This window comes from Vibrio sp. V38_P2S17PM301 (assembly GCF_009904845.1).
Taxonomy (GTDB): domain Bacteria; phylum Pseudomonadota; class Gammaproteobacteria; order Enterobacterales; family Vibrionaceae; genus Vibrio; species Vibrio proteolyticus.
In genome coordinates, this window is record NZ_WXWO01000023.1 from 43,183 (window position 1) to 50,936 (window position 7,754).

The following is a 7,754-nucleotide window of genomic DNA, read 5'->3' on the forward strand; positions in this document are numbered from 1 at the left end:
CTTTTTTATCAGGCGTTCACTGCGCGCGATGGCTTGGTGTAGGCACAACCATCGTTGCGATATGGCACGATATAGCTCTCTCCGTCCTCAGGGTGCACAATCTGATAATACTGCGGCAGGTTGAAGTTAATAAACTGCGACGACAAACAATCGTCATCACGCACCGAAGTATAAAAGCTGTTCACGCTGGCGATCATCTCATCTTTCTCACCACTGTACTGGTGGTAGACCTCTATCCGGTTGGCTTCGTCCAACACAAAGATATTGAACCCCTGCTCGGTGTCTTCAAAGAAGAACTGGATCAGACCTTCACTGGCAAAACCATCCACCACTTCCGGCAACTGGTAATCCTGTTCACGGTCGAGCACCAGCAAGGGAGAACCATTGAGCTTATTGGTGGAGATACAGCGGTAGAAATCGACCGAGTTCTCCAGCTTCTGTACCGACACACCGCGTCGTTCGAAGAACAACCCGTACATCTTGTCACCAAGACGCAAGGCTTTAAAACGGCGACGTTTCTCCGGTTCCACGGGCTTGAGGCGCAAGTCGATGCATTCAGCCAGCAACTGGTAGACCATGTTGCGCATCACGCCACGCAAGTTCTTGCTGTAGCAGAACACATCGACCGACTCCGGCGGTAGCGCATCCTGATGCATCTTACCCAATACCGTTTTCAACGCGTCCAGAATGGCCGTCTCACCTTTAAAATGCAATGTGCGCACTTCATGCCAGGAATTTCGATACACCAGGTCAACACTGCCAACCAGATTTTTCTGCTGTGGGCCAAAGCTGAAGATATCGATGTTTTTCATGTCCACCTTAAGCGCTTTACCCTGCAGGGATTGCGTCGGATCGTTCTCAAAGTTGATGAACATGGTCAACTGACTGATTTCACACGGACTGGCCAGTGCCTGCATACTCGGGCGACGTTTGCGCAGTGAAAACGTATTCCGCAAATCGCTGACCATCTGATAAAACTTATCGATGTCCAGGTGCGAGTCACGCACCACAGAATGCAGCCGGGTTGATTCGGTAATCATTCCGTTAAAAAACGCCCAGGCGACCAGTTTGCTCAGGTATACATTGTGCTCCAGACTCGGCTGACCAAGAATGCGATGCGGCACCAGGGGTTGCTTGTACAGATACCAGCCAGATTTATTGGTGCGTCCTTCCGGTACCTGAATGAACGTCAGATCCGGTTCATGTAAATCCGGAGAGATCTGGGGATTGAGCAGCGTCACTTTGCCCGGCAGCACCTCAAACGCCGCGTACAGCTTACGCGCCAGAATACTGATGTCCTGAGGACTGATAGCCGAGGTAATGTCATTGCGACGGGCAAACTGGATCAGGTTACGATAGCTGAGCATCAGTGCATCCAGCAACTGATGATGCATTATTTTGACCTGTTCTACTTTCCAGTTGCGGCGATTATCCAGCTCCACCAGTGTGTTGGCATTCCAATTCCAACGACTGATCATGTCACTCAGTGCCGCACGGCGCCAGGGCACAGAACCGGCACCCGGCTCACGCGACAATTTTTCGTGGGTTTTGAGATAAAAACAGCGCCGCACCAGATCCAGCCGGGTTTCATCCTGAATACGTTCCAGATAGCGGGTCACTTTTTCCAGCATCAGATAGTATGCATCCATACCATAGAGATCCGGCTCATGCGCAAAGAAACGGCGCTTGGTATCAATACACAATAACTGAGTGTGCGGGTACTCCCACGAATACGCTTCAAGCAGAATCGCTTTCAACACCGACTTGTAGGGCGAGTCGATACTTTTATACAACTGCCACAAGTTCGCGCCGAAATACTCTTCAGCCGGAATGCAGTTGAGTTTACCGAAGTCGATCCATTCACTGCAGTCGATGTGATCTTCGCAACACAGGTTGGCAACGTATTCGTCGTAGCACTCTTCCATTTCCGGCGGCACAATTTGCCACAGCAGACGCTGGCCCGCCAGACGTACCGCGCTGCGGTAGAATTCGTCCAGCAACAGCAAATGTTGTGACGAGCCGCAGTTATCCCCCGTCATCTCTTCCGACTGATTGGTGCGAAAACGCGTCTCATCCATCAGGAAAAAGTTGGCTTCCACCCCCTGACTTTTAGCCCACTCCGTGATCAGAAGGCATTTACGGATCAGCACCTCACGCGCGTCTTTGCCCATCGTCGGTGAAATGCACACCCAGATGTCCAGATCACTCGATGTGCTCTGTCCGATCGAAGACGTACTGCCCATGGTATAAAGACCGAGAATGTCATGTTGCGCTGGGGAGTTGAGAGACTGACCGATCGTCAGTTCGGTTTCTTCAATAAATTGCTGCTGCACGTCATTGAACACCATGCCGAACACCCCGCGTGGGACGTCATCGTGATGGTAACCGGGAAGAATGGGATGATTGAAATGAAACAGGACCGGGATCAGGTGGAAGACACGCTGACTTTGCACGTCCATAAGAGCCAGCGCACGCTCACTGCGTTGCTGGTTCAGTTTGTCTAAACGCTGGATCAGGGTCTGGGTGTACGCCTTCAAGGTCAAGTCCTTGGTTTCAATTCTTTAAGGTGCTCTGTTTAACTTTTATTCTATCGCACCGACAAAACGTGATCAATCTAACACTTTTATTTCGATTGGTAAAGAAATGAACGAACTCTTGCGCTCGTCTGACGTTGAAACGTCTCTGTCATATTGGATTTCGACATAGTGTGGTACGCAACTGATCGATCTGATAATCACACATCGCCGAGTTGAGACTTTAATCACATTCTTTTGCCGATGCAGCATGGCTTACATGCCAATTTGTCCGCCTCGCGATCTAGAGATGAGACTTTCCCACAGGGAATGGTAGGATTAGAGCATTATACACCGAACAACAGGATACCCATGACACAGTCCACTCCTATCCGAATCGCCACGCGAAAAAGTCCCCTCGCTTTATGGCAGGCTCACTTTGTTAAAGACGCCCTTCAAGCCGCTCACCCGGGCCTGGAGGTGGAGTTGGTCACCATGGTGACCAAAGGTGACGTGATTCTGGATACACCACTGGCCAAAGTCGGTGGTAAAGGCCTGTTCGTTAAAGAGCTTGAGGTCGCGATGCTGGAAGGGCGTGCCGATCTGGCCGTGCATTCGATGAAAGACGTTCCGGTCGACTTTCCACCCAGCTTGGGACTGGTCACCATCTGTGAGCGTGAAGACCCACGTGATGCCTTTGTCTCCAATACTTACCACAATGTCGATGATCTGCCGCAAGGCGCCGTTGTCGGCACCTGCAGTCTGCGCCGTCAATGTCAGTTAAAAGAGTATCGCCCCGATCTGGTGATCAAAGAGCTGCGTGGTAACGTGGGCACACGGCTGGGTAAACTCGATGCAGGCGAATACGACGCCATCATCTTGGCCGCGGCCGGTTTAAAGCGTCTCGAACTGGAATCACGCATTCGGAGCTTTATTGAACCAGAACAATCTTTGCCAGCCGTCGGCCAGGGCGCCGTTGGTATCGAATGCCGTCTGGATGACGAGCGTCTGCTGACCCTTCTGGCACCGCTCAACCACCCAGACACCGCTGACCGGGTCAAGTGCGAACGGGCCATGAACCTGACGCTGGAAGGCGGATGTCAGGTACCGATCGGCAGCTATGCGCTGCTCGATGGCGATGAGCTCTGGCTCCGCGCTCTGGTGGGTGAGCCAGACGGCTCCCAAATTGTACGCGGTGAAATACGCGGGCATCGCCAGCAGGCGGAACAACTCGGCGTCACACTGGCGCAGCAGTTGCTTGATCAGGGAGCGAAAGCCATTCTGACCCGCTTGTATGAGGATCACGAGTAAACCATGACGGTGTTGGTCACCCGCCCCGCGCCAGCGGGGCAACAGCTCTGCCAACAACTGGCTCAGGTCGGCCAGCCAGCGATTTATCATCCTTTAATCAGCATTGACCCCGGACGTGAACTGAGTGAATTGCTGACGCGTCTTCCTCACAGCGACATCCTCATTGCGGTGAGCCAACACGCCGCGCATTTTGCCGACCTGACACTGTCTCAAAACCAACACCCCTGGCCGACCAACACCCTATACCTTGCCGTTGGTCAAAAAACTGCGCACGTTTTAAGCAAAGCCACGCAACAAAAAGTACACTACCCGGACATCAGTGACAGTGAGCACTTATTGCAACTGCCGCAGTTGCAACAAGTGCAGGATAAGAAAATACTGATTTTGCGCGGCAACGGGGGACGTGAGTTAATTTACGATACCCTCACCGCCAGAGGGGCCCATGTGCACTACCTGGAAGCATACCAGCGACACAACCTGGTCTTCGACGCCAAACGCAGCGTCGCCGACTGGCAAGCGCAACAGGTAGATACGCTGGTCGTGACCAGTGCCGAACAACTCCGTTTTCTATTTGCGCAACTTCCCGCGGCGATACAGCCGTGGGTGCAGAAACAACGCTTGCTGGTGCCGAGTGCAAGGATCTGCACACAAGCACATCAGCTTGGCTTTCGCCACGTCGTCAATGTCGGTGGCGCATCAAACAATGAAATAATGAAAGCTCTCCAGCTCACATAACAGGACATACGCAATGACAAGCAAAAATAACAATGAGCACATTGACCCTGAAGAGAAAACATCCCCGACTTCAGGCGCTGACACCACATCGCCTGAAAGCAAGGCCGAGAATAAGGACAATGCTCAGCCAGCCAAACCCGCTCAAGCATCACAATCCTCCCGCTCTGACGCCGCGTCAGAACCGGGCAAATCAACGTCTAATGCGGAAAAACAAGCCAAACGCGGCGTGAAACTTGGCATTGTTGCGATTGTGATTTCCATTGCCCTCAGCGGTGGTCTGGCGTACCACGCCAGCCAGAAAGACGCAGCATATCAGGCACAGATTTCAGCCCTGAAGACCCAGTTAGCTCAAGCCCAAACAGCAATGCAATCCGATCTGGACAGCATGGAGCAACAAACGGTTAAAAAGGCAACCGAAATCACCCATCGTGCGGAAACCGTATTGACCCAGCAACAAAAAAGCATTGAAAGCCTGCAACTGGCGATTGCCGATGTGAAAGGTCGCCGCCCGAATGACTGGCTGCTGGCGGAAGCCAATTACTTGGTCAAACTGGCCGGTCGTAAACTGTTTCTTGAGCACGATGCGGAGACCGCAACTCGCTTGATGGAAAGTGCCGATCAACGTATTGCGGCGCTCAACGATCCAAGCCTGGTACCGCTACGCAAAGCCATGGCCAACGACATCACGGATCTTAAATCGATTCCGCTGGTCGATCGTGACGGACTGGTGTTGCGCATCACGGCACTGCAACAAAAAGTTGACCGCCTGCCCCTGGCGAACGCGCTTTTGCCGAAAGAAGCCCACGCAGACGAACAGCCAGTTTCGGATGACATCAATGATTGGCAGACCAATCTGATGACCTCGCTGAAAGACTTCAGTGAAAACTTCATCACTTTCCGTACCCGCGATGGTAATGTCGTTCCGTTGCTGACGCCTGAGCAAGATTTTTACCTCAAAGAAAACATCAAAGCCAAACTGGAAACCGCGATCCGCGCGGTGTATCAGGAACAACAGCCAGTGTACACCTCCGCTTTGTCCACTGCCCTGGAGTGGTCCGGCAACTACCTGAACCAAAAAGATAAAGGCGTCCGGGATTTTAACGCTGTGCTGGAACAGCTGGGTAAACAAGAGATCCAGGTCGAGTATCCAGTCGAGCTGGAAACTCAAGATATTCTGAACCGTGTAATCACAGAGCGACTGCGTCGTGAAGTAACCACATTGATCACGGAGGAGAAATAATGTTCCGGATAATATTTCTCTTTGTTGTTTTGGGAGCGGGCCTGTTCGTCGGCACTCAATACTCCGGTCAGCAGGGATACGTCCTCATCTCCATCGCCGACAAAACCATAGAAATGAGCGTGACCACACTGGTGATCTTTATCATCGCGGCACTGGCCGCACTTTTTGCACTTGAGTACACGATCAAGAAAGCCTTGTACGCCAGCTCCGTCACCTGGAACTGGTTTAATGTACGTAAGCAGCGTCGCTCCCGCCGTTACACCAATGAGGGCATCATCAAACTTCTGGAAGGGGACTTTAAAGCCGCCGAGAAAAAAGTGACGCGCTGGGCCAATCATCACGACATGCCGCTGCTGTGCTACCTGGTCGCCTCGGAAGCCGCTCTGGGCCAAGGCGATACCCAAAAGCGGGATGAGTATCTGGCACTGGCCGGGCAACAAGAAGACGCAAAACTGGCGGTTGAACTGACTAAAGCGAAACAGCAAATCCGCACCAAGCAATATGCAGAAGCATTCGACACGCTGTCGACGCTCAAAGGTCAGTACCCAACCAACAGCGTGATTATCGACCTGTTAAAGGGAGTCTATTTAGAACTCAAGTTATGGCAGCCGTTGATTGAGCTTCTGCCTAGCCTGGTCAAAGCCAAACTGATCACACAATCAGAGCATGATGAATTGAGTCAGAAAGCCCAATGCGGCCTGTTGCGTGATATCGCCGAGCAAAAAGGCAGTGAGGGACTCATTCAGCACTGGAACAGTTTGTCCCGAAAACTGAAAAACGATACCCACTTAGTGCATTGTTTTGCCCGTCAGTTAATCGCACGCAAAGCCGATTACGAAGCATTCACTGTGGTCAAAGAAGCATTGAAGAAACAATCGATACCTGAACTGTATGCCCTGATCCCAGAAATGAACCTGACCGATCGCCACCCAGTCGAAGTATTCTTGCAAGATGCTTTACGTAGGGAGGCCACCAACGCGGAAGCGCACAGTGCGCTCGGACAGTTGTATCTGCGAGATCAAAAATGGAAAGAGGCCCAGACTCATTTGGAAGCCGCGTTATCACATCGCTCTAATGTCTCGGATTATGCGTATCTGGCTGATGCTCTTGAAAAGCAAAGCCTGAACAAAGCCGCTCATGAAGTCACCCGCAAAGCACTGACGCTAGCGAAAGACACTTAACCGGTACTCTGACGCAAAAAGCCGCTGACCCTGTCGCGGCTTTTTCTTTACTCATTCTCCTGTACAGCTGCTTGTTCTCTTTCCTCCTCACACGGCCTAGTATACAGCGAGCGTTCTTTCCTATTAGAGAAGGTGCTTTGCTAGCTCACCAGTCTCCACACACTTGGTCCGCCAAACATAAGTCTTATCGATCCCGAACGCCTTCCGTATGTAAATTCTGGGTATGTCTGACTCGTCTTGGAGTAACCCCAGACTCATACGTCAAAGAGTCACGGACACTCGAGTCAAGCCCTCCAGTATGACAGTGGCTAAGGTTTCGGAGCCGACAGGAACAACACAGAGATTAGGCTAATAGAGCTCTTTCAAGAATGGGGGCTAACAAAGAAAAAATAATCATCGATACACAATCAAGCTCAACCTTCACCACTGGGGTTTTCGAAGGATTCCAGCTCGAAACGCGTGAGAGCGACTCGGGCGTCACATTCATCACAGGGAGCGGGCTTACCCACCAACAAAAAGACCCCAGCATTTCTGCTAGGGTCTGAAAGAGGTGGCAAAGCCGTAGGGATTTCAAGCAACCAAAGCCGTAGGGATTTCAAGCAACCGGGACTCGTTTGCTCGAAGACCAGAATAACGGGGAAAAACGAAAAAAGCCTCGCTGATAGCGAGGCTTTCGAAATAAATGGCGGAGCGGACGGGACTCGAACCCGCGACCCCCGGCGTGACAGGCCGGTATTCTAACCAACTGAACTACCGCTCCGCACTGGTTAGACT

The 7,754-nt window shown here is 51.9% G+C and carries 5 protein-coding genes and 1 tRNA gene; 4 read left to right on the forward strand and 2 right to left on the reverse strand.

What is annotated here, in order from left to right; translation table 11 throughout:
• Positions 1-8: 8 nt before the first annotated feature.
• Positions 9-2,537 carry a class I adenylate cyclase gene (locus CAG64_RS04845; RefSeq protein ID WP_161457821.1) on the reverse strand — a complete coding sequence of 843 codons (2,529 nt, stop codon included), beginning with the start codon at positions 2,535-2,537 and terminating at the stop codon, positions 9-11.
• Positions 2,538-2,885: 348 nt separating this feature from the next.
• Here CAG64_RS04845 and hemC point away from each other — a divergent pair, with 348 nt between their 5' ends.
• From hemC to CAG64_RS04865, 4 genes are read left to right on the forward strand one after another with little or no spacing between them, the layout of a single operon-like run.
• The gene (gene hemC, locus CAG64_RS04850; protein WP_161457822.1) at positions 2,886-3,824 is read left to right on the forward strand and encodes a hydroxymethylbilane synthase; all 939 of its coding nucleotides are present in this window, start codon (positions 2,886-2,888) and stop codon (positions 3,822-3,824) included.
• Between the two features lie 3 nt (positions 3,825-3,827).
• Entirely contained in the window at positions 3,828-4,559 is a 732-nt protein-coding gene (locus tag CAG64_RS04855; protein ID WP_161454401.1) for a uroporphyrinogen-III synthase, read from the forward strand.
• A 13-nt stretch (positions 4,560-4,572) separates the two neighbouring features.
• Complete coding sequence (locus tag CAG64_RS04860) at positions 4,573-5,799, forward strand: uroporphyrinogen-III C-methyltransferase (protein WP_161457823.1); 1,227 nt, start codon at positions 4,573-4,575, stop codon at positions 5,797-5,799.
• Positions 5,799-6,980, forward strand: a complete 1,182-nt coding sequence (locus CAG64_RS04865; protein ID WP_161457824.1) for a heme biosynthesis protein HemY — start codon at positions 5,799-5,801, stop codon at positions 6,978-6,980. The genes CAG64_RS04860 and CAG64_RS04865 overlap by 1 nt, the downstream gene beginning before the upstream one ends.
• Before the next feature lie 683 nt (positions 6,981-7,663).
• On the opposite strand, the gene CAG64_RS04870 is transcribed toward CAG64_RS04865, so the two are convergent.
• Positions 7,664-7,740: transfer RNA gene (locus tag CAG64_RS04870), tRNA-Asp, on the reverse strand.
• Positions 7,741-7,754 lie beyond the last annotated feature (14 nt).

Excerpts from the sequence above, each read along its gene's own strand:
- hemC (WP_161457822.1), top strand. The coding sequence starts at position 2,886 with ATGACACAGTCCACTCCTATCCGAATCGCCACGCGAAAAAGTCCCCTC.
- CAG64_RS04855 (WP_161454401.1), top strand. The coding sequence starts at position 3,828 with ATGACGGTGTTGGTCACCCGCCCCGCGCCAGCGGGGCAACAGCTCTGC.
- CAG64_RS04860 (WP_161457823.1), top strand. The coding sequence starts at position 4,573 with ATGACAAGCAAAAATAACAATGAGCACATTGACCCTGAAGAGAAAACA.
- CAG64_RS04865 (WP_161457824.1), top strand. The coding sequence starts at position 5,799 with ATGTTCCGGATAATATTTCTCTTTGTTGTTTTGGGAGCGGGCCTGTTC.